The following is a 22,125-nucleotide window of genomic DNA, read 5'->3' on the forward strand; positions in this document are numbered from 1 at the left end:
AGGTGGGGGATGTGCCCGGCCACCTCGGCGGTGACCCGCCGGATGGCACTGTGCTGGCCAGCAGCTCATCTCCTGAATTAACTATAGTGCTACAGAAACACTTTCAATAGCTCAATAGAATCCCCTGCCGAGGCCGCCCGGTCACACACGCACGAAAACCTATAGTCCAACAGGTAATTTGTCCGTGATGTAATCTCCGGCACACCGGGGTGGTACGGGGTTATCCCCGCTCCCTCCCCGACCCCTCCCCCAGACATGGAAAAACCCGGTGGAACCGCTACTCCTGAGAGCGGTTCCACCGGGTGCGGTGACCGTGACCGGGTGTTATCCCAGCAGCGCGTCTACAAAGCCCTCCACCTCGAACGGGGCGAGATCATCCGCACCCTCGCCGAGGCCGACGAGCTTGACCGGCACACCGAGTTCCTCCTGGACCTGGAAGACGATGCCACCCTTGGCGGTGCCATCGAGCTTGGTCAGGACAACACCGGTGATATCCACGACATCGCGGAAGATGCGGGCCTGCTGCATACCGTTCTGGCCGACGGTCGCATCGAGGACCAGCAGGACCTCATCCACAGGGGCCTTCTTCTCCACCACACGCTTGACCTTGCCCAGCTGATCCATGAGACCGGTGGAGGTGTGCAGACGACCGGCGGTGTCGATCAGCACCACATCGGCCTGCTGCTCGACACCCTTGGCCACGGCATCGAAGGCCACGGACGCCGGATCGGCGCCTTCAGCTCCGCGGACGGTGGTGGCACCGACACGACGGCCCCAGGTTTCAAGCTGATCCGCGGCGGCCGCACGGAAGGTATCGGCGGCACCCAGCAGCACCCTGTGCCCCATGGACACCAGGACGCGGGCGAGCTTGCCGGTGGTGGTGGTCTTACCGGTGCCGTTGACACCGACGACCAGGACCACCGCAGGCTTGCCCTCGAATGGCATGGCCCGGATGGAGCGGTCGAGGTCGGGGCGGCAGGCGTCGATAAGCGTGGCCCGCAGCATGGCGCGCGCCTCGGCCTCGCTGGAGACACCGTGCGCGGCGATCTTGTCGCGCAGTTCCTCAACCACCCGCATGGTCACGGCGGCGCCGAGGTCTGCCTTGATCAGCATGGCCTCGATGTCCTCCCACGCGTCCTCATCCAGGTCGCCGGCGGTGAGGATACCCAGCACGGACTTACCGAAGACATTCTGGGAGCGGGCGAGGCGACCACGCAGCTTGCCGATACGGCCGGCCGCCGGTGCGATCTCATCGAGGGGTTCCGGCGCGGGCTCGGGAGCAACCTCCGGGACCGGGGTCTGCTCACGCGCAGCCTCCGCGAACTCGGCGGTGACCTGTGCGGCCTCTGCGGCCTCCACAGCCTCATCCTGCACCAGGTTGGACTCCGCCGGGGTCTCCTCCTCCGGCAGCGCCGGCTCCTCCACAACCAGTTCCTCCACTGGCACCTCGGGCGCCTCAGCCAGCGCGGCCGCGGCATCCACGGAGAGCTCCTCGGGGATGGCCTCCGGTTCGGCGGGGGCGGCGGGGGCGGCAGGCTCGACAGGCTCGACCTCGCGCTTGTCGACGTCGCCCCCGTCCCACTTGACCGACTTTCCGGTCGGGGCAGTCGGGGTGGGTTCCGCGGGTGCTGCAGGCTCGGTCGGCTCAGGTACCGCGACCGGGGTGGTCTCAGCCGCGGGTTCGATAATGGGTTCTGCGACCGGCTCGTCGTGGATCACGGGCTCAACCGGGGTGGCGTCCTCGCGGATCTCCTCGGGTGCCTGTGGCGCCTCCGGAACATTGACCGGATCGGCCTGGGGGGCAGGCTCCGGCGTGGGGACCGGTTCCGGGAGGATCGGGGTCACCCCGGTGGAATCCTTCTCCCGGGTCCGGTCCGTGGTGTCCGGTTCCCACAGCTGCTTGGCCTGTGGCGGGTTCAGCTTCTGATCATCGCGGAGCACCGGCTCCTTTTGATCAGCGGGTTTCGCCGGGGCGAAGTTGAACCCGCCCTGGGCCTGGTAGTTACCGGATTTCTCCTGCTGGGTGAGCTGTTTCTTCTCCTCCTCAGCCGGTTTTTCAAAACTAACGGTCTTTGATTCTGCCCGCTTCCTACCCACGATCAACACGATGATGATCGCCAGTATGACGAGGAGAACTAATCCTACAATCCAAAAAGTCGCATCCATGCCCTCTATAGTGGCAGGTTTCCTTGTCGCGCACACCGCTAGCCCACGGTTTTTGCTCCATTTCCTGAGTAAGACATGCAGAGGCACGGATCAATGCGTGGAAAACGCAGGGTGCTGATCATGCCATGGTGGAATGATTAGGTCGATGGATATCTTCTCGGGGGAGCATCTGTGGACGGTACGGAGAGCACCGCCGTTACAGGATCAGCTCACCTGAGTCCTGACAGAAGTGATGACCTGACGCGGTATTCCGGTTGACCGCACCACGAGATCGGGGCTCTTATCGCACCGGTTTCCGGATACCACCAACCCTGTGAGGGATGCCTTCCCCGTGACTTGTACAAGATGTACGCTAGGGGCATGAGTACCACCGTCACTCCCAGCGAGTTCCGTCAAGAGCAGAGCCACTTCCTCGAGATTGCACAGCGCGAACCCGTCGCGATTCTCAGCAGGGGAACCCGCCGTCGCGCGGTGGTGGTGTCCCCGGATTTCTATGACCGTGCCGTCCAGGCCCTGGAGGATATCGAAGATATCCGCGCGGCCGCCGCTGCCCGTCAGGAGACCGGCACCATCTCCCACGAGGACCTCAAAGCCGAACTCGGACTTGACTGACCCACCAGTTCATGACAGATTCGCGCTACTCCATCACATATAAACCCTCGGCTGCCAAAGCCCTCCGCAAACTGGATCGACAGCACCAACGATCGATCATCGCTGCTATCGATGCCCTGGCGCATGATCCCCGCCCCGACGGCGTGAAGAAGCTACAGGGCGGCATGGGTGAATACCGCCTACGGGTAGGTTCATACCGGGTTATCTATGACATCAATGACGGGGAGTTAATCATCCTGGTTCTCCACCTCGGCCACCGCAGAGAGATCTACCGGAAACTCTAACCACACGCGCGATCAGGGCGTTGATACCCCGTGAAAAGCCGGGACTCACAGGTGAGCTCGTAAGGGAAAACCCGCCCCCGGTGCGATCACAGGGGCGGGTGGTACGGGAACAGGGGAATTAGTCCACCAACCCGGGGTTGGTCACGCCCAGCACCATGGCCTCCGCGGAGATGAGATCCCCGGTGACCAGGTCCGGAACCAGATCGGCGATCCGGCTCCACCCACCGGCGGCGCGGTCGAGGGTACGGGTCTTGCCGATGAGATCATGGGCGTGCAGACGCGAGGAGAGGGCGAACACCAGGGAGACCACCGGGGTCAGCGCCCACATGTTCTCGGCCTTGTTGGTGTCCACACCATCGAGCTTGTCGAAACGGATGCGCGCCGAGGAGTACAGCTGACGCTGGGTGCCGCGCATGGCGCGCAGCAGATCCACCGCTGTCTTCATCAGGCCCTCTGCCTGGAGGACCTCATTGAGCTCCGCACGTTTTTTGAAGGTCTCGAACACCGCCATGAGACGGGTGTTGTCCGCCATGAGCGGGCCCGGGACGATATCGGCGTTGCTGAAGAACATCTCCAACAGTGCGGCCTGCTGGGCGGCGTTCATGCTGGCGATCGCCACGGTGGACTGATCCACACAGGCGGTATCCAGGGTGGAATCACGTCCGGTGGCCAGGGTGGACAGGATGTTGCGTCCCGCGACCTCCTCCAGCTGGCTCAGGATCGGCAGCAGCGGGGTGCGGTTGCCCAGCTCCTCGGCCTCCTTGAACGCGCCGGGCAGTGCGCCCAGCAGCTGGAGGGTACCGATCCACGCGGTGCGGTGGATCTCGGTGGCCGGGGTGTCGGTGGTGAACGGGGAGGCCGCCAGACCGGAGGAGATCACCTTGCCGGGCAGGGCATGCGCCGGCACCAGTGAGGCGGACAGGCCCTTCAGCGCCGCCGCCGGGTGGGCACGCAGCGCGGAGTGGACGACCGGCAGGTGCTCGGTGTTGCCCTGCTCCGACCAGATGTGGGAGACATCCCACAGCGCGGGCACCACGGCCTCTGAGACCGGTGGTTCCTCCACTGCCCCGCCGAAGAAGGCGGAGAGCTGGGCGAAGTCCTCGGACTGGTTGGCGTAGTAGCCCTCCTGCTCCACGGTCACCGCGGTGGAACCCGGGGACAGTGGGGTCAGCAGAGTGGTGAACGGATCGGCGGTGTGCAGCTGGACCAGCAGGGGGCCGGCCCCCACCAGGCCCTCCGGCAGGGCGACGCGCTCACCGGTGACCGGGATCTCCACGGCCCGGACCCACGGTGCGGTGGTCGGCCAGATCCAGGCGCCGAGCTTGCGTCCGGCGACCAGGTCCTCGAAGACCAGATCCGTGCCGTCGATGGTGATCCCGGTGCAGTGCTCCACCTTGTCCAGGACGGCGATGGTGACGCTGAGTCGGCGGTCAGCGCGCAGTTCCGTCCACTCGAATTCGATGGAACCACGCGGCACCACCAGCGTGCTGGCGGCGATCTCCTTCATCGGGGCGACCAGGGTGCGTCCGTTGTCCGGGGTGGTCATCCGGATGGTGCGCAGGGGCGAACCATGGTGGTTGCGCACACTGATGCGGGGATCACCGACCTGGACACCGGTGCGGATACGCAGCTCACCGGCACCATCAAGATCCCGGGGACGGCACACCGTGCGGGTGACGCGCCACATCGGGGGTTCGGTGGTCACCGGCAGCTCGATGGCGATCTGTGGTGGGACGAACCGCAGCGGCATCTGGTCACCCTCGTCGGTGGTGACCACGAACCCGGCATTCGGGTCAGTTGCGCCGACGCCCACGAGGCGGGGCTCCGCGGTGAAGTGCTTCTCACCGGGGCGCACCCTCAGGGTGGCCTCGGACAGGCCGGCGGTGGTGGGGATGCGGAAGGAACTCTCCGCACCGACCATCTCCAGCTCGGTGGTCATGCCCTCGACGATGGCGTACTCGTGACGGAAGGATTCATTGCGTGGTCCACGCAGGCGGACCAGGTACTCCCCCACCCACGGGGCGTCGTAGGCCTCGGGGTCGAAGATGTAGAACACGCCGCCCTCAGCCGGGACCTCCAGGGGTTCCGGTTCCGCGATCTCATCACCGGCGCTGCCGACACCGGCATAAGCGGAGATGGACAGCATCCAGGTCTCATCCCGCCCGCTCAGCGTCGGGGGGAATTCCGCGATGAGCGATTCGGCGTGCACGGCCAACCCGGTGGTGGAACGCACATGCGGAACCAGCGCCTGGTGCGGGTGGTGGAAGGCCACGCGACGACGCGGGTCGATGCAGCGGATCTCCTTGTTCACCTTCAGTGAGGCCAGTCCACGGGCATCCACACGCGAACACGTCCAGGAGGTCCACCCCTCCACCTCGAAGGAGTCGAGCACCGGGATCGGTTCCCCGGTGACCACGTCCTCCAGGGTGGATTCGGTCGGCGCCAGCACATAGATCTCCTGGTGGTGCAGGGAGAGCTTATCGGTGAGGTTCTCACCACGGGCGGAGAACACCAGCACCGGATCGGTGAAGTCAACCACCGGCACCACCCAGGTGATCTGGTTGGTGGTGTCGGTGACGGTGGTTTCCCGGATCTGACGTTCCAGCGTCACATCCAGGGCCTCGGAGTACCCGGAGGTGTCCCCCCAGGCGCGGCCGGTGCTGTAGATACGGGTCGTGCCCTCCAGGCTGACCCGCCAGGTGACCTCACCGTCGTTGACACGCTGTTCGGGTAGACGCAGGCAGACCTTGCGCCGCTCGGCGTCGAGGATCAGTCGGGGACGCAGCTCACGCAGGGCAACACCCACGGAGTTCTCCCGGTCCTCGGTGCCCACGGGGCGTTCACGCAGTTCCGCGACGAAGAGTTCATCCACCATGGCGGGCAGGGTGGTCTCCCGCTCACGGTCGGGCCAGGACGTCGGATGGGACTGGGCGAAGTCGCACAGTTCACGCACGCCGCCGAGCAGGGCATCCGCCCACTGCGGGGCCAGCCTGCGGACGGTATCGAACATGGCGGGGAACTCCTCCGAACCGGTTTCCACCGCGGTGAGCACCGCCGCCACCTCCCTTCCGGTAACGCCACAGTGCAGGGAGAGGATCTCGATCGGATCGGCCTCCTCGGCGGGGACGGTAAGGCCGGCCTTCACCAGCAGCCTCTCCACCTCATTGGCCATCACAGCACCCTGATCGGGTTCCAGACCGAGGCCACCGAAGTACTCGGTGAAGAAGTCCTGCGGGTCCACCACGCGCGCGGCCCGGGAGACCAGGCTCGCCACAGTGAGACCGGGTGTCATGTCCAGCAGTTCGGTGATATCCGCGCCTGCAGCGAGCTGGCGGGACAGGAAGGTGCCGTAGAAACGGTCGATGCGCTCCAGTTCGTCGCTACGCAGCTGGGCCTGGGCGAAGTACTCCACCCCGGCCAGCCGCTGGGTAAGTTCCAGCTCGGTCTGGGATGCCCATCCGAGTAAAGAATCATTGAAATCGGCGATGCCACCAGGCATGTATACACTCTCCCCGCGTGAACGCGTTCCACATTGAAACCGGCATGACAGCTGTTAGGCGTCATTGAAATGCCCTCTCACCCTACCCCACCACTGGAGTCCCGCCCGCGCAGGGAATGCCTTCCAGCCGGTCACGCAGCCGGTGCAGTAACCAACCCCACAATCACGATTGGGCAGGTCGGGGGATACATTCCAGTCCCACAGGTGCTACCCGGCTACCGTGGCGACGGTATCCGCGCGCTCCATGCGCTGACTGATCACGCGGGTCACCCCGTCGCCACGCATGGTCACGCCGTAGAGCACATTGGCCACATCCATCGTGGGTTTCTGGTGCGTGATCACGATCAGCTGGGAATCGCGGCGCAGTTCCTCGAACAGGGCGATCAGGCGACGCAGGTTCACATCATCAAGTGCGGCCTCCACCTCGTCCATGACGTAGAACGGGCTGGGGCGGGCACGGAAGATGGCCACCAGCATCGCCAGGGCGGTCAGGGACTTCTCACCACCGGAGAGCAGGGACAGGCGTTTGACCTTCTTGCCCGGTGGCCGGGCCTCCACCTCGATGCCGGTGGTCAGCAGATCATCGGGGTCGGTGAGCAGTAGTCGGCCCTCGCCACCCGGGAAGAGGGTGTCGAACACCTTCGGGAACTCGCGTTCCACATCGTGCCAGGCATCGGTGAACAGCTGCAGGATCCTGGCGTCCACCTCCTCGATGACACCGCGCAGATCGGCGCGGGCCTGTTCCACGTCACGCACCTGGGTGGCCAGGAACTCATAACGTTCCTCCAGTGCCTTGAACTCCTCCAGCGCCAGGGGGTTGACCTTGCCCAGGGATGCCAGGTCCTTCTCCGCCTGTTTCAGCCGGGCACGCTGGACGCCCTCGTCGAAGTGTTCGTCGGGGGTGTAGTCGCGCAGCAGCTCCGCCACCGGGACACCCAGTTGTTCGGTGATCTTGGCAACGGCCTCCTCCATGCGTACCTGCGCCTGGGAGCGGGCCAGTTCCAGGGCATGGGCGTTGTCATGCAGACGGTCCAGCTGGCGTCGCGCGGCGCTGACGGCATCGCGTGCCCGGGCCAGCTGTGTGGCCAACGCCGCCTTCTCCCGGTTGTAGGCATCCCGGTCCTTCGTCGCCTGTGCCAGGGCAATGGAGACACGTTCAGCCACATCGCGGGCACCACGCTGGACGGTGGCCGCCAGGTCGGTGCGGCGACGGCGTTGCGCCACGGCCTGCTCATGTCGCATCTTCGCCTGACGCTCCTGCTCGGCCTGCCGACGCAGACCATCTCCCCGACCCCGGACCTGCACGGCGCGTTCCTCCGCGGTGTGCAGCGCCAGTCGTGCCTCCATCTCCATGGCCCTGACCTGGGCCAGTGCTGTGGTGGCTGCATCCCTGTCCCGGGTGGAGGGTTCCGTCATCTCGGTGTCATCCTCGATGCGGGAGAGACGGTCGACGATCTCCTCCAACTCCATGCGCAACTGGTCCCGGCGGTGCTCCGCGTCGGTGAGCCTGCCGGAGTGGCGGTCACGTTCGGATTCGACCGTCCGGTGCTGCCGGTCCAGCCGGGTGATGTCACGGGTGATGGCTTCCAGCGCCATGTCGGATTCCCGGAGGGCAGCGGCCCGCGCAGCAGCCTCGATGCGGGTGTGCTCCGCGGCGACCCGCGCCCCCTCCACGGTTCCGGCGAGGTCACCCAGCACACGGGACACCTCAGCCAGTTGTGCGCGGGCATCATCGATCTGGGCGGTGATCTCCACCGTCGAGGTGCCGGTGCCGAGCTGGATCCACCCGGAGCCTGCGACCACGCCCTCCCGGGTCACCGCGCGCAGGCGTGGATCATCGTGGATGACGGTGCGGGCGGTGGGCAGGTCGTCGACAAGCACCACGTCGGCGAGCAGGCGGGTGACCGGGCCGACCACGGTGGCGTCCAGGGACACATGATCCAGCAGCCAGGTGGCCCCGGTCGGCAGGACCGCGTCGAGACGCCACGCCCTCTGTTCGTCCGTCGCGGCGACGAGAACGGTGCGGGACACGCCAGCGTCGACAAGCTTGTCGACGACCTCCCCGGTCACCACACCCGCGAGCGCGTCGGCGTGCGCCCCGAGCGCGGCGGCCAGAGCCTTGTCGACGCCATCCTGTGGACGCACAAGCTGGGCCAGAAGCGGATAGTCAAGCACCTGTTCCGCTGATGAGCGGGGGCGGTTCTGGGCGAGGGTGTCGATGCGTGATTCCAGTCGGGACACCTCCCGCTCCAGTTCACCACGCCTGCCACGCAGTTCCTCGAGACGGGTCTCGGCCATGTCGGCCTCGGCGCGCGCCTGGGTGTGCGCGGTGTCCAGGGGATCACGCCCGGAGAGGATCTCCGCGTGGCGCTGCTCCGCGCGTCGGCGTTCCCCCTCCGACTCGAGGACACGCTGGTTGAGCTCCGCACGCTGCTCGCCGAGACGCTCCACCTCATCCTCGGCAGCCTGCAACCGGGTGCGCAGGGATTCCTCGCCGGCCAGCAGACGGACGACACCCTCCCGGCGGTCAGAGATCGCGCGGACCTGGGCGAGGTGTTCACGTTCCGCCTCCCGGGCTGCCTCCGCCCGGTCCTCGGCCTCCTCCCGGATGGAGTCGAGCCGCTCGGCGGCCATCTCCACCTGCATCTCCAACTCCTCCAACTCCCGGTCGGCCTGTTCCGCACGGCGCAGCAGGTCATCGGGGTCGGGGCCGGTGTAGGCGGTGTCCAGCACCCCGGAATTGGCCCGGTCCGCGGCGATACGCATGGTTGCCGAGACCCGTTCCGCCAGGGAGGACAGATCAAACCAGAGCTGCTGGGCCTGTTCCGCCCGCGGGGTGATCTCGGCGAGGTGCAACTCCAGCTCCGCCTGGGTGCCGGCGGCCTCCTCGAGTGCCTCCCGGGCTGTCTCCACCTGGTCGCGGATCATCTTCTCGCGGTCGGTGGAGGTCTCGAGTTTCTCCGAGAGCCTGACGATCTCAAACCCGGCGATCTGGAACCGCGCATCACGCAGATCCGCCTGGACGGTTGCTGCCCGGCGTGCCGCCTCGGCCTGACGCGCCAGGGGTTTGAGCTGTCGACGCAGCTCCTCCGTGAGATCCATGAGGCGGTCGAGGTTGACCTGCATGCCCTGGATTTTGCGCTGGGCCTTCTCCTTGCGACGCCGGTGCTTGAGCACACCGGCGGCCTCCTCGATATAGGCCCGGCGTTCCTCTGGGCGGGATTCCAGGATCTCGGCGAGCTTCCCCTGGCCGACCATGATGTGCATCTCCCGGCCGATGCCGGAATCCGACAACAGTTCCTGAATATCCATGAGCCGGGCACGGGCACCGTTGATCTCATACTCGCTGGCGCCGTCCCGGAACATCCGGCGGGTGACGGAAACCTCGGTGTAGTCAATCGGCAGGGCACCATCGGAATTGTCGATGGTGAGGGTGACCTCCGCGCGACCCAGCGGTTTCCGGTCACCCGCACCGGCGAAGATCACATCCTCCATCTTGCCGCCACGCAGGGTCTTGGCGGACCCCTCCCCCATGACCCAGGCCAGGGCGTCCACGACATTGGACTTGCCGGAACCGTTCGGGCCCACCACGGCACAGATGCCGGGTTCGAATTTCAGGGTCGTTGCAGAGGCGAAGGACTTGAACCCCTTGAGCGTCAACGATTTCAGATACATATCGGCTTCAGAGTCTAGCGTTCAGTGAAGCCCTCCACCCCACGCGACTCGCTCCACTGTTCGATTACGGTGTTCACCGTTCCCACCCGGCGATGACGGCTGGGCTGCTCACCGAGTCGAATCAGCAGCTCCCGACAACGCCCCTCCGGACCCTCCGCGACAACACAGACCCGGCCGTCATCGAGGTTGGTGGCAGACCCTGCCAACCCCAGTTCCAGTGCCTGGGATCTGGTCCACCACCGGAAACCCACGCCCTGGACATGGCCGTGAACAAAGGCGGTGAGACGGACGTGATCAGTCATGGTGAGTTTCTCCTCAAGAAGTCTCGGAACTGTGTTCGTGCCCGGGACTGCATTCCTTTTATTTTCGTAGAAGTTTCGGGGGGCTCATCTTCAACCAGGAAGACTGGGGTTCCCCGGAACCCTCAGCCGGCCCCGCAGGCTTGAGCCCGTTGTCTGTCAGATAGGTCAGGGTCCTCTCTACCGATATGAGTTTGCGCTTCAATTCTGTCACCGATGGTGCCTGCTCATCCGAGAACTCATCAACACGTTCTAATTCTCTGCGCAGTTTTCTCTCGGCCAGGGTGAGATCCATCCAAATGGTGGGATCCTGTTCGTAACCCTTCAGTTTCCTCAAGATGACAACTGCGAGCTGGTAGTGCACCACGGCCTCCATCGATTCCGCGGAGGTACCCGGGCTCATCATGCCCACCGCGATTCCACCACCACCCGCAGACACCAGCGTTCCAGCGGTAAGGAGACCACCGATCATCCCACCCGGGCCGAAACTGGCAAGTGCACTGGTGATGACCGCGGCACCGGCCAGTCCCGGCGCTGCCGCAAGTGCCAGACCACCAGTTGCCGCCACGATGGCCACCGCGCCGGCCCCCAGGCTCCCCCACTTCAGCAACTGGGTCTTACGACTGACAGGCGACAGAACCTTGGCGGCGGCATCCAGCGCAGTGAACACTTTGTCACCATAGTGGGAGCCCAGCCCCATCTCCGCTGTGAGCTCTTTAAGCGCTGTACGACGGACATCGTCCTTGACGGAGATTTCATAGGGGCGGATCAGATTCTCTGCGGCGAGAGCGATCACCGTGGCAACCGCATCCTCCCCGGAGAAGTGGTGGCCTGGCCGGGGTTCGGGTGCCTCCGCGTCGGGATTAGTGAAATCAAAACCGAGAGCCATGATCTGCTCCGGGATGGGCCTGTTCTGTGCTCTTTTCCTGACCTTGATGTCCTCAATGAGAGCCACCTGGACCCGTCGCAACGCCCCTGAATACCGGCTCAGCTGATCACCCTTCAGTTGCCTCTTGATCAAATGCGCATAGCGGAGTGCCACTATGGCCATAATCTCGACACCATCAAGCGCAATGTCTATTCCCTTGTCAGCAGCAACAAGGTCCTTTGACCGGGATCCGAACAGGCCGAAACCGACAGCTTTGGCAACCAGGTCATCGGCGAGGTACTGCTCCGCATAATGAGCTTGCGTGGGGAGGAGAGGGGTCTTGACACGAACATCCAGCATCCAGGGAAAAGCTGAGGAGACTCCACGTAGTGCTGCCACCGGGTCGGTGTTACTCCAGAAATTCACCCACCACTCCAAGTTCCTCGGCGGTTCCTGGAGAACATCCGTCAGCTTATCCACCTGGAAGTGTCCATTGGCTAGAGGGCTTCCAATGGTGACCAATCCCATCACACGAACTGCTTCCGGAAGACGTCTCAGCAGATCCACTGCGATGACTGATCCGAGGCTGTGGCCCACGATGACAATAGGACCGGACTGCGGAATATTATCTAAGACCCGTGTGAGGACGCTCGCTCTGACATTGGGAGTTGAGAGGTAGTTTTGGGCCTGCGTGAAGTATGGATTACCGAGGGCCAAGTCCACCACGGTATCTGCTATGACCCCACCATTTCCTTCTGCATGATGTCTTAGCCGGTACTCCATCGCTGCGATGCGGTGCTCGAATGCCCTGCGTTGGGATTTCGCTTCCTTGGAAGACCAATCACTGATGGTGATCTTGGGAACTTTGAGATCCTCATCAGTGCCCTGTAGGAGATCGCTGTATTTGGGTGCAGACGTCTCAACCCCATCGAGAGGTGGGAAACCCGCATGAACGAGAGCGGCTGAAAGATGGGTTTGCCACTTGTTGTCGAGATCCCCTGTCCCCACTCCATGCAGGAATAGTAACGACGGTTCTTCAGCCACGGTTTGGACTCCATTCAACGGTGAGATGCAGGCAAAATCTCATTCAAGCACGGTTCACGTCGTAGCGCGAGGAATACTCCTCCGTCGACGAGCAGAGGCACACGGGTATACCCCACCAGGCCGAAGCTGCACCCACAACCTGATCAATCGGTTTTCCGAACAGTCAGGGGATCGGACCCATCCCAGCATTCCATACCCTCCCAGCCACGCAGGCCCCTGATCTCCTCATCGTCGCGGCTGAACACGGGATCCAGGCCGGCCCGGCGCTGGCGACCGTAGTTGCGCAGCACTGCCAGGGCCACACCCGTCAGCGGCACCACCGCGATGAGGTTGGTGATGGCCATGAGACCGGAGAACACATCGGCCAGTGCCCAGACCAGCGGTACCGAACCGATGGCCCCACCCAGGACGCAGAGGGTCACCAGGACACGGAAGGCCTGCAGGTAGGAGCGGTTGTTGGTGAGGAATTCGATATTGGACTCGCCGTAGTAGTAGTTGCCGATGACCGAGGAGAAGGCCAGGAAGATGATGACCACGGTGAGGAAGTGGATGCCCCACTCACCCACCGAGTTGGCCAACGCGTTCTGGGTCAGTTCCATACCGCCCTCGGAGGCATACAGATCAGGTTCTGCCAGCAGGATGATGAAGGCGGTGATGCTACAGACGATCAGGGTGTCGAAGTACACACCCAGGGTCTGGATCAGGCCCTGTTTGGCCGGGTGGGAGACGGATGCGGTCGCGGCGGCGTTGGGCACGGAACCCATCCCGGCCTCATTGGAGAACAGACCACGGCGCACACCCTGCATGATCACTGCACCGAGGGTGGCTCCGGCGAACTCCCGGATACCGAAGGCGTGGGTGACAATCGAGGTGACCATCGCGGGGACCTCACCGATATTGATGACCACCACGACAAGACCGATGGCGATGTAGAGCACCGCCATGACAGGGACGATGACCTGGGTAACGCTGGCGATGCGCTGCACACCACCGAAAACGATCGCGGCGGTGAGCACAGCCAGGACCAGACCGACGATCCACTTGGTCAGCATGCCGTCGGCGCTGAAGGAGTTGGCCACCGCGGCGGAGATGGAGTTGGCCTGCACGGCGTTGAACACAAAACCGTAGGTCACCGAGATCAGCACGGCGAAGATGGTGGCCAACCACTTCCAGTTCAGTGCCTTGGTCATGTAGTAGGCGGGGCCACCACGGTAGGAGTCCTTGTCCCGGACCTTGTACACCTGCGCGAGGGTTGATTCCACGAAGCTGGTAGCACCACCGATGATGGCGATCATCCACATCCAGAACACGGCACCCGGTCCACCCACGGCCACGGCGATGGCCACGCCGGCGACGTTGCCGGTGCCCACGCGTGAGGCAGCGGAAATAGTGAAGGCCTTGAAGGCGGAGATGCCCTTCTGCCCCTCGGAGATATCCGAGGGTTTCTCGACGATGGCCCTGAACATGTCCGGGATGTACCTGATCTGCACCAGAAGGGTGGTGGCACAGAACCAGACACCGGACCCGACCAGGACCACGATAACCAGCAGCCACAGCTTGTCGTTCACTGCGGTAACAGCATTGAGTAAGGATTCCATACGGGAAACCTACCGTATGAAAGTGAGTCAGCGCACTTTCTGGCAACGATTGCAGAAGTGGCTGCCCCGGTTCATGAAGGTCTCCCGGGTGATCGGGTTCCCGCACCGCGCGCACGGCTTGCCCGCCTGCCCATAGGCATTGAGGGACAGCGAGAAGTACCCGGACGCGCCGTTGACATTGACGTAGAGCGCATCGAAGCTGGTCCCGCCCTGATCCAAGGCGCGGATCATGACCTCACGCCCGGCCTCCAGCAGCGCCACCAGACGTGTGAGGGAGATCCTGCTGGCCTTCTGCCGGGGATGGATACCCGCCTCCCACAGCATCTCATCGGCGTAGATGTTGCCAATGCCGGAGACGATCTCCTGGTTGAGCAGGAGACGTTTGATCTCGGTGTTCTTCGTCTTGAGCACTGCGGCGAGCGCCGGGATGTCGAGGGCGTCATCGAGGAGATCGCGGGCGATGTGGGCGACGCGTCCGGGGACCCCGTCGACAAGCTCCCCCAGCCACCAATACCCGAAGGTGCGCTGATCGACGAACCAGACCTCGTTGCCGTCGTCAAGCTCCGCCCGTGCCCGCAGATGCGGGTTGGGGGACGTGTCGGGGGATTTGACCAGCATCTGCCCACTCATACCCAGATGGACGAGCAACCCCAGACCGGAGGGGGCCTGCTCGGCAACGTCATCGAGTTCCAGCCACAGGAATTTTCCACGCCGGTTGGTGGCGCCGACCTTAAGTCCGGTGAGGTTGGCCTCGATCTCGGCGCCGCCGCCGGCCTGGTTGCGGGCGGCACGCGGATGCAACACCGAGGTGGAGACGATGGTGCGTCCCACCATGTGGTCCTCCAAACCCCGGCGGACCACCTCAACTTCGGGCAGTTCAGGCACGCTTCTCCCTGAGCTTCAGGAAGGCCTGGCGGGCTGCCTCCTGTTCGGCGAGTTTCTTGTTCGGCCCCTCTCCCCTGCCCATCTCCACATCCTCGAGATGGACCACGGCGGTGAACACCAGGTCATGGTCCGGACCCACGGAGGTGGTCTGGTAATCCGCCATCGGCTTCCTGCGCTGGGCCAGTTCCTCCTGCAGGGTGGTCTTCCAGTCCTGGTGGATGCCCTTCGCGGAGGCGTGGTTGATCTTGTGGTGGAACAGTGCGAGCACGACATCACGCGCCACCTCGAAACCGTGCTGGCGGAAAATCGCGCCCAGCAGCGCCTCGGTGGTGTCAGCGAGGATGGATTCCTTACTACGCCCCTCGGTGAGCAGCTCACCCCGACCCAGGAGGATGAACTCACCCAGGTTGATCTCCCGGGCGATATCAGCCAGACCGTACCGGCTGACGATGGATGCCCTCATCTTGGAGATATCGGATTCCGGACTGCTGGGATACAGCTCGTACAACCGGTTGGCCACGGCCAGACCCAGCACGGCGTCACCGAGGAACTCCAGGCGCTCATTGTTCGGCAGCATCCCGTTCTCATTGGCAAATGACCGGTGGGTCAGCGCCAGGATCAGCAGATCCCGGTCGATATCCACGCCGAGGCTAGCCAGGAGGGGGGCATGATCGACCGCGTCGAAGGCCTCAGTGAGCGCATCGACCCCGGTGACCCGGGTTTTCTTGCGGCTCACAGGAACTTCTCCAGGCCCGCCCATCGCGGGTCGACCCGACCTTCACCGTCATCATCCTCGTCGTCGACGGTGCCGTCGGGTGCGGGGACCTCACTGTCATCGCAGGAATCGTAACCGAGTTCCGTGCACAGTGGGTTGAACGGCAGATTCAGACCGGCCGCGTCGATGACGGACTGCAGCAGATCGATGGAATCCTGATTGACCTGGGGCAGCTCATCCTCGTTCTCGACGGCCTCACCGGTGATGAAATCATCATCGACGGCGAACACCTCGGAGACGTTCAGGGTGGTCTGGGGGGACAGCTCACGCAGGCAGCGTGAACACTGTCCCTTCAGCTGAGCCTGGATGGTTGCCTGGACGGAGATACCCCCGCCGAGGGGAATGAGGTGGGCGTCGATATCGACGTGGCCCCCCTCGGGAATGGCGATCATCTCAGGACCGATACGGGCCGGGCTGGGCCCGGACTGCTGGATGTTCTCTGGGAGACCGCTACCGCGCAGCAATGCTGCGACATCAAATACAAATGGAGATTTCATGACCTGCCAGATCCTACCCGCATCCCGCCTCACCTGTTACATCGACGGTGTGGTGGCCGTGTGTAGACCGTGGTCTGACCGGCCCCCCGGGCACGGGTCGAACCGGCAGGAGACGCGATGCGCTTGTCGTGTGGATGGGTGACGGTGATGCCCGCGGCATCAGCCGGTATCAGTAGTCGCGGTCGTAGCCGCGTGGCTCGCGTTCGATGTCCCGGTCATAATCCCGGGCCACCGGTTCCCTGGAATCGCGGCCGGTGACTCCGGCACCGCGGCGCAGCGCGGTGCGGTCGGAGGACACGCTGCGCAGGGTGGTCGACAGCATGGTCTCGAACTCCGCCAGTTTGGAATCGACGAATTCGTCACACTCATTGCGCAGCTTGTTGGAATCGGCGTGGGCGGCATCGACGATGCGGTGTGCCTCCTCGTTGGCGCGACGGACCACCTCGGCCTCGTTGACCAGACGTTCCTGCTCCGCCTGACCCTCCGCCACAGCGCGTCGGTAGGAGTCATTGCCGGAGGCGATGAGACGGTCCGCCTCAGCCTGGGCGCGCTCGGTGAGGCTGTCAGCCTCCCGCCGGGCATCCGTGACGGTGCGGTCTGCGGTGTCATTGGCGTTGGCGACCACGGTGTTGGCGTGATTGGTGGCATCCTCGATCATGGCGTCGGCCTCACGGGTGGCACGCTCCAGGATGTCCCGGGCCTCGATCTCGGCATCCTCGACGAGCACCCGGGCCCGCTCCCCGGCCTCACGGAGCACATCATCACGGTGATCGAGCACATCCTGGGCATCATCAAGTTCGGCGGGCAGGGCATCACGCAGATCATCCAGCAGTGCGAGCATTTCCTGGCGGGGAACCACGCAGTTGGAGGTCATGGGAACGCCATAGGCCCGCTCGACGTTATGGACCAGTGCATCAAGTGACTCGAAGACTTTGTACATGCCCCTTAGCGTACCCAGATTCACCGACGGGATAGGGCAACCACACGGAACTGTGGCTGGGAATACTGCGGGGACCACGGGAGTGTTTTCTGTACGTCACCTGTGAACTGGGTGGTGTCCACCGCACCGGCTAATGTGAACTGCTGATGGCGATGTTTTCGTGAAAGGAAGTACACATCGTGCGTTCGCTTCTGCAGGATGTCCCGCGGGTCGGCTGGTTGATCACTCTGTTGATCACGGTTCGTACAGCGGTGATGGCGGTGATGATCCTGGGTCTGGCGGACCTGATCACCGCCCAGCTCGGTGACACAGCCGGGGATCCCACACCCGCCCTTGTGGTGACCATCCTGGCCGCTGTGGTGGCCGGGGTCCTGCTGGTGGTGGAGAATGTCCTCCCCGGGCGCCTGCGCGCGCGTCAGGAGGCCCGGTGGCGGGAACAGCTCGCCCGCGTCAGCCTGTCCCTCGGCCCCGATACCTCCCGCGACGATGCCCAGGTGATCACGGAGGCCACCGACGCCACGGAGAAGGCCTCCACCTACACCGTGTTGTTCCTCGGCCCCTACCTCGCCGCGGTGATCGCCCCGGTGGTGGTGCTCATCATCCTCGGCGCGGCGGTGTCCTGGCCGATCGCCGGTCTCCTGCTCGTGGGCATGCTGGTCATACCCGTGATCCTGGGGTGGGCGTCCCGTTCCCTCAAGGGTGCAGGTGCCGGGTACGGACGTGCCTCCGGGCAGCTGGCCGGGGTGTTTCTGGAATCGGTGCGCACGCTGGGCACCACCATGATCCTCAATGCCACCGGTTCCCGGCGCGCCCGGATCCGCGGCATGGCGGAGAAGATGCGCACCCAGGTGATGACCCTGCTCTACCGCAACCAGTTGATGATCCTGATCACCGATGGTGCCTTCGGTCTGGCCACCACGACGGTGGCGGCGGTCTCGGCGCTGATCGGTCTCACCCGTGGGGATCTGGGGGTGGGTGAGGCTGTGGCGGTGGTGCTGCTGGCCCGTCTGCTCATCGATCCGGTCAACCGCATGGGCCGGACCTTCTACACCGGTCTGGCCGGTAAGGCCTCCCTGGGCACCATCCGCCGTGCACTGGGCAACCGGGGTGATGCCCCGGATCCCGGGGAGGTTCCGGAGGGTCGGCTGCAGGTGGGGGCGGTGGACGTCGACAAGCTCACGGTCGCCCGTGGGGAGCGCACGGTGATCACCGACGTCTCCTTCCGTCTGCCCCACGGGGCGCACCTGGCCATCGTCGGTCCCAGTGGTGCCGGCAAGTCCACCCTGGCGCTCGCCCTCGCGGGTCTGCAGGGGTTCAGCGGTGCGGTGCGCATCGGCGGCGAGGAGTGTACGGCGGCGGATCTGCGCAGGTCGGTGGCGTATGTGCCACAGTCGGCGACGCTGTTCTCAGGCACGCTGGCCGATAACCTGGACCTGGCCGGCCGGGGTGTGGACAGCTCCACCACCGCGGACATCCTGGAACGGGCGAGGTTGCCACTGGATCTGCGTATCGGGGAGACCGGGCGTGGTGTCTCCGGGGGTCAGGCCGCCCGCATCTCCGCGGCCCGAGGCCTGGTCAAGGGTGCCGGGGTGATCGTGCTGGATGAGGCGACCGCCAACCTGGACACCGACAACGCGGCCCTGCTGCGTGAGACGGCGCGTGCCACCGGCGCCACGCTCATCGAGATCACCCACCGGCCCGCTGAGGCCCTGGATGCGGACCTGGTGCTGGTGCTCGCCGGGGGCCACATCCAGGCCTTCGGTCCCCCGGGGGAGATCGCCACCCACGGCGGGTTCTTCACCCGCGTCCTGGAGGAGGAACAGTGATCAACCGTCTGCTGCGTACCGCCGCCCCCGTGCGGGGCACACTCATCGCCTCCACCGCGTTGCGTCTGCTCAGCCAGCTCACGGCCGCGGGCCTCATCATTGTGCCGACCTGGGTGTTCACCACCGGCCCGGACCTGTCCGCCTGGGTGCTCGGGGTGGTCATGGCGCTGCTCGCGCTGACAGCGGCGATCAGCCGGTGGGGTGAGCAGGTGTGCGGCCACCGCGCCGCGTTCACCCTGCTCGCCCGGATGCGGGTTGAGCTTTACGACGCCCTCGTCCGCCAGGGCACACCCCGTGTGCGGTCCGGCAGCGGTGCGGTGCTCGCCGTGGCCACCCGTGACATCAACTCCATCGAGGTCTTCTTCGCGCACACCATCGCCCCCACCGTCACGGCGGTGCTGCTCAGTCTCACGGCCGGGGTCGCCCTGTTCGTCCTCGACCCGGTCGCCGGGATCATCGGCGTGGTGGGCATCCTCATCGGGTGGCTGATTCCCCTACTCGGCCGCGCTGCCCCCGGTCCGGGTGAGGCCGGCATCCGCAGTCTGATCTCCCAGCACCTGTCGGAGGATGCCGCTGGGCGCCTGGAGATCCAATCCCACCATGCAGAGGCCAACCGGCTGCGGCAGCTGGCGGGTCTTGAGGACCGGCTGAACCGCGCGGTGACCGCCCAGGGGCTGCGTGTCGGGTTCCGTCAGGGCCTAGCACTGGCCTGGCCGTGGATCGCGGCGGCCCTCATCATCTGGGCAACCTCTGATGTGGTGGCGGCCGTCATCGTGGTGGGAGTGGCACCCGCCCTCGATGCGGTCGAGGGCTTCGCCCGCACCCTGCCCACCGCCCTGGAGAGCGCACGGCGCTACTACCAGCTCATCGACGCACCTGTGGCCATCCCGGAGACGGTTGAACCAGCCCGCCTACCCGACGGACCCCTGGATATCCGCTGGGAGGACGTCACCATCGGCCAGGGGCGCCCGATCCTGAGCGGGGTGTCGATCACCGTCGATGCCGGTGAGCACATCGGGCTGGTCGGCCCCAGCGGTAAAGGAAAATCCACCCTGGCCAGCACGCTGGTGCGCCTGCAGGATGTGCAGGCCGGCCAGGTCACCCTCGGTGGCGTGGATGTCCGCGAGATCCCCCTCAGGGAACTGCGCGACACCGTTGCCTTCGTGGAACAGACGTCCACACTCTTCCGGGGTTCCGTCCTGGACAACCTGCGGGTGGGTAACCCGGATCTCAGCGAGGAGGAGGCGATGGCGGCGATGCGGGCGGCCTCCATCGGTGACATTGATCTGGAGACCAGTGCCCTGGCACTGTCCGGCGGCCAGAAACAGCGTGTCTGCCTCGCCCGGGCGCTCGCACGCCGCCCACGGGTGCTGGTACTAGATGAGGCGACCAGCCACCAGGATGCCCTCAACCAGGCGGAGCTGTCCCGCACCCTGTCCAGTCTGCGGGACACCACCGTGATCATCATCGCCCACCGCCGGGCGGCGCTGTCCGGCGTGGACCGGGTCATCGAACTGGCCTGAGTCAGCCGGTCCGGGTTGGCCTGCGCGAACCGCAGAACCGCAGAAACCCAGAAAACAACCGCCTGCCCTGGGAAGGATCTCCCGGGGGCAGGCGGTTGTGTCGATCTGGTGGCTGTGACCGCACCGTGGTTCTTACCGTGGTGTTTGGCTGGGCTTAGATAACACCCTGGGCGAGCATGGCGTCGGCGACCTTCTTGAAGCCGGCGATGTTCGCACCGACCACGTAGTTCTTCTCGTGGCCGTACTCCTTGGCGGTGGTGGCGCAGGACTTGAAGATGTTCTTCATGATGCGGTGCAGGCGCTCATCGGTGTACTCGAAGCTCCAGGAATCACGGGAGGCGTTCTGCTGCATCTCCAGTGCCGAGGTGGCCACGCCGCCGGCGTTGGCGGCCTTGCCCGGTCCGAAGAGAATGCCGCGCTCACGGAAGACCTCGATGGCCTCGGGGGTGGAGGGCATGTTGGCGCCCTCCGCCACGAAGCGGCAGCCGTTGTCCGCGAGGGTGCGGGCATTGTCGCCGTCGAGTTCGTTCTGGGTGGCACAGGGCAGCGCGATGTCCGCGGTCAGATCCCAGATGGAACCGTCGGTGTGGTACTCGGCGCCCTCCACCTCGTCGGCGTAGGAGGACACGCGTGCGCGGCGGACCTCCTTGATCTCACGCAGCTTCGCCACATCGACACCGTTCGGGGTGGAGACCCAGCCGCTGGAGTCGGAGAAACCGACCACAACCGCGCCCAGTTCCTGGGCCTTCTGGATGGCGTAGGTGGCCACGTTGCCGGAACCGGAGACGATGATCTTCTTGCCCTCGAGGGCCTCACCCTCAGCCTTGATCATCTCCTGCACGAAGTAGACGGTGCCGAAGCCGGTGGCCTCGGTACGGACCAGGGAACCACCCCAGGTCAGGCCCTTGCCGGTGAGCACACCGGACTCGTGCTGGTTGGCCAGGCGACGGTAGTGGCCGAAGAGGTAACCGATCTCGCGGCCACCGACTCCGATGTCACCGGCCGGGACATCCTTGTACTCGCCGATGTGGCGGTGCAGCTCGGTCATGAAGGACTGGCAGAAGCGCATGATCTCCAGCTCGGACTTGCCCTTGGGGTCGAAGTCGGAACCGCCCTTGCCGCCACCGATCGGCAGACCGGTGAGGGAGTTCTTGAAGATCTGCTCGAAGCCGAGGAACTTGACGATGCCGAGGTTGACGGAGGGGTGGAAACGCAGACCACCCTTGTAGGGGCCGAGTGCGGAGTTGAACTGGACACGGAAACCACGGTTGACGTGCACCTGACCATTGTCATCTACCCAGGGGACGCGGAAGATCAGCTGACGTTCCGGCTCGCAGAGACGCTGGATCAGACCGTAGTCGGCGTAGTGGGGGTCCTTCTCCAGGACGATCTTCAGAGATTCGAGAACCTCCGCGACAGCCTGGTGGAACTCAGGTTCCCCGGCGTTGCGCTTCAGCAGCATGTCGTAGTAGTTGGAGACCTGCTCATCTACAGTCATGAATTCAACGTTCCCATCTCGGCACCGCGGGCAGGTGAATTTGCAATGAAATTTCAACTACACCGAGGGGCACGGCTTGTCATACCTAACGGTTAATAGTTTTAAACCACGCGGGCCCTAAAGAGCAACTCTCAAC

At 64.7% G+C, this 22,125-nt stretch carries 15 protein-coding genes; 4 read left to right on the plus strand and 11 right to left on the minus strand.

Annotation, left to right across the window (positions count from 1 at the left end; genetic code table 11):
• Window positions 1-324: 324 nt before the first annotated feature.
• Complete coding sequence (ftsY, locus tag H9627_RS00695; RefSeq protein ID WP_191732111.1) at window positions 325-2,166, minus strand: signal recognition particle-docking protein FtsY; 1,842 nt, start codon at window positions 2,164-2,166, stop codon at window positions 325-327.
• Window positions 2,167-2,526: 360 nt separating this feature from the next.
• Between ftsY and H9627_RS00700 the strand changes: the two genes are divergently transcribed.
• Window positions 2,527-2,778, plus strand: a complete 252-nt coding sequence (locus H9627_RS00700; protein WP_191732112.1) for a type II toxin-antitoxin system prevent-host-death family antitoxin — start codon at window positions 2,527-2,529, stop codon at window positions 2,776-2,778.
• 11 nt (window positions 2,779-2,789) lie between these two features.
• The gene (locus tag H9627_RS00705; RefSeq protein ID WP_191732113.1) at window positions 2,790-3,062 is read left to right on the plus strand and encodes a type II toxin-antitoxin system RelE family toxin; all 273 of its coding nucleotides are present in this window, start codon (window positions 2,790-2,792) and stop codon (window positions 3,060-3,062) included.
• 118 nt (window positions 3,063-3,180) lie between these two features.
• Here the strand turns inward: H9627_RS00705 and H9627_RS00710 are convergent, their stop codons facing one another.
• From H9627_RS00710 to H9627_RS00750, 9 genes are all read right to left on the minus strand, one after another.
• Entirely contained in the window at window positions 3,181-6,561 is a 3,381-nt protein-coding gene (locus tag H9627_RS00710) for a hypothetical protein (protein WP_191732114.1), read from the minus strand.
• 207 nt (window positions 6,562-6,768) lie between these two features.
• Window positions 6,769-10,236 (minus strand): chromosome segregation protein SMC, encoded by a 3,468-nt coding sequence (smc, locus tag H9627_RS00715; protein ID WP_191732115.1) that lies wholly within the window; start codon window positions 10,234-10,236, stop codon window positions 6,769-6,771.
• Between the two features lie 14 nt (window positions 10,237-10,250).
• Window positions 10,251-10,538 (minus strand): acylphosphatase, encoded by a 288-nt coding sequence (locus H9627_RS00720; RefSeq protein ID WP_191732116.1) that lies wholly within the window; start codon window positions 10,536-10,538, stop codon window positions 10,251-10,253.
• Between the two features lie 58 nt (window positions 10,539-10,596).
• A complete protein-coding gene (locus H9627_RS00725; protein WP_191732117.1) occupies window positions 10,597-12,447 on the minus strand; it encodes an alpha/beta fold hydrolase in 1,851 nt (616 codons plus the stop codon).
• Window positions 12,448-12,590: 143 nt separating this feature from the next.
• A complete protein-coding gene (locus tag H9627_RS00730; protein ID WP_191732118.1) occupies window positions 12,591-14,045 on the minus strand; it encodes an alanine/glycine:cation symporter family protein in 1,455 nt (484 codons plus the stop codon).
• A 27-nt stretch (window positions 14,046-14,072) separates the two neighbouring features.
• Complete coding sequence (gene mutM / locus H9627_RS00735) at window positions 14,073-14,930, minus strand: bifunctional DNA-formamidopyrimidine glycosylase/DNA-(apurinic or apyrimidinic site) lyase (protein ID WP_191732119.1); 858 nt, start codon at window positions 14,928-14,930, stop codon at window positions 14,073-14,075.
• A complete protein-coding gene (gene rnc / locus H9627_RS00740) occupies window positions 14,923-15,666 on the minus strand; it encodes a ribonuclease III (protein WP_191732120.1) in 744 nt (247 codons plus the stop codon). The genes mutM and rnc overlap by 8 nt, the downstream gene beginning before the upstream one ends.
• Window positions 15,663-16,202 carry a YceD family protein gene (locus H9627_RS00745; protein ID WP_191732121.1) on the minus strand — a complete coding sequence of 180 codons (540 nt, stop codon included), beginning with the start codon at window positions 16,200-16,202 and terminating at the stop codon, window positions 15,663-15,665. Before H9627_RS00745 ends, rnc begins: the two co-directional genes overlap by 4 nt.
• Window positions 16,203-16,371: 169 nt before the next feature.
• A complete protein-coding gene (locus H9627_RS00750; RefSeq protein ID WP_191732122.1) occupies window positions 16,372-17,142 on the minus strand; it encodes a DivIVA domain-containing protein in 771 nt (256 codons plus the stop codon).
• 179 nt (window positions 17,143-17,321) lie between these two features.
• Here H9627_RS00750 and H9627_RS00755 point away from each other — a divergent pair, with 179 nt between their 5' ends.
• The gene (locus H9627_RS00755; RefSeq protein WP_191732123.1) at window positions 17,322-18,968 is read left to right on the plus strand and encodes an ATP-binding cassette domain-containing protein; all 1,647 of its coding nucleotides are present in this window, start codon (window positions 17,322-17,324) and stop codon (window positions 18,966-18,968) included.
• Complete coding sequence (locus H9627_RS00760) at window positions 18,965-20,491, plus strand: ABC transporter ATP-binding protein (protein WP_191732124.1); 1,527 nt, start codon at window positions 18,965-18,967, stop codon at window positions 20,489-20,491. The genes H9627_RS00755 and H9627_RS00760 overlap by 4 nt, the downstream gene beginning before the upstream one ends.
• A gap of 154 nt (window positions 20,492-20,645) precedes the next feature.
• On the opposite strand, the gene gdhA is transcribed toward H9627_RS00760, so the two are convergent.
• Window positions 20,646-21,989, minus strand: a complete 1,344-nt coding sequence (gene gdhA / locus H9627_RS00765) for an NADP-specific glutamate dehydrogenase (protein WP_191732125.1) — start codon at window positions 21,987-21,989, stop codon at window positions 20,646-20,648.
• Between the last annotated feature and the right edge of the window lie 136 nt (window positions 21,990-22,125).

The sequence above is a fragment of the Corynebacterium gallinarum genome (assembly GCF_014837045.1).
Taxonomy (GTDB): Bacteria; Actinomycetota; Actinomycetes; order Mycobacteriales; family Mycobacteriaceae; genus Corynebacterium; species Corynebacterium gallinarum.